The following is a 1,450-nucleotide window of genomic DNA, read 5'->3' on the forward strand; positions in this document are numbered from 1 at the left end:
TTGCTTTTGGTTACAATGGCTCAGAACGTTTATTAGGACAAACTACCGGAACGGGCGGTTCATTTGGGCAAGGAATGAATGGCAAAAAAGGAACAGCATCAAGCGGAAATAAGAAAGCTGCCCAACCTATAAAAGCAAAAAATGGTATGAAAGCTAACAAACAGCCAAGTAAAAACACAAGAGGGATGGGTGGTCAAAAAGTTGGTCCTGGTAATAAAGGAGGTAAAGCTGGCGGCGCTGTTGGCGTTGGCGGAGCATTTGCCATCGGGACTGCTGGTCCCTTGCGGATCTTTCAGTCTGATCTAGGACCACAGATCGCCTGGCTTTTACCCTTTGCTTTATTTGGCTTAGTCGGTGGTTTCGTCTTCTACCATGACAAAAAACGCACATGGTACTACCTTTCACAACAACAAAAGCAGATGTTGTTATGGACGAGTTGGTTGGTACCAGTCTATGGGTTCTTTTCGATCGCCAGTTTCTTTCATCCCTACTATATGATCATGCTTGCACCCGCAATTGCAGCTTTAGTCGGGATCGGCGGTTGCGTCATGATACAAATGAACCGCACTTTAACTAGAACCGATTGGAAATTTTATTTGCTACCATTAGCTATACTCGCAACTGCCGGTTTACAAGCCTGGTATGTCTATAGTTATTATCCATGGCTAACATACATCCTGTTAGCTTTAGGACTAGGTTTTGCTAGTGCTTTAGTCTTAGCACACGATCATTTGGTCAAGAAACTCGCCGTTGCCGGTGGAGTCACTGCAATCATGTTAAGTCCTGGTTGGTGGTCCTTAACACCAACTTTAGCAGCTGAATCTTCTGCCATTCCAACCGCCGGACCTGAATTGTTAAATAATGGTACTAACGGTGGTGCTTTCGGCACGGGTGGTTCAAATGTGAATACCCAGCTACTAAATTATTTAGAAAAACATCAGGGTAATGCCACATACTTGATGGGCACTAATGATTCAAATAGTGCAGCTCCTTATATTATCAAAAGCGGTAAAGCCGTCATGGCACTCGGAGGATACAACGGAACTGATGAGGCACTAAGCTTGAAACAGTTCAAACATTTGGTAAAAACCGGTCAGATCAAATACTTCTATATCAGTGGTAAAACTGCTTCAGCATCTTCTGGTCAAATCGGCAAGATACTCCAGTGGATCAAACAAAATGGTAACAAAGTAAGTGCCAATAAGTATGGCGGTACAAGCAATACAACTGCTAACTCAACTAAAAATAGGACTGGCGTTGCTGGTAATGGCAACCAAATGGGGCAAGGACCTGGTTCAACCGGAAAACAAATGCCTTCTACCATGTCAGGTACACCGCCAACTGGTATGCCACAAGGACAAAAGCCGACGCAAAGGCCAGCTATACCATCCACTCAAACAGGCAAAACTCAAGCTGAACAAGGAAACATGAAAATGGCTGGGGGCGATCC

Annotated in this window: 1 protein-coding gene; it reads left to right on the forward strand. The window is 44.4% G+C overall.

The features are described from left to right. The coding region (locus tag LACPOB_RS12975) for a mannosyltransferase YkcB-related protein (protein ID WP_017867391.1) at window positions 1-1,450 on the forward strand (1,450 nt) is incomplete at both ends.

Source organism: Ligilactobacillus pobuzihii E100301 = KCTC 13174 (genome assembly GCF_000349725.1).
In the GTDB taxonomy this organism is placed as follows: Bacteria; Bacillota; Bacilli; order Lactobacillales; family Lactobacillaceae; genus Ligilactobacillus; species Ligilactobacillus pobuzihii.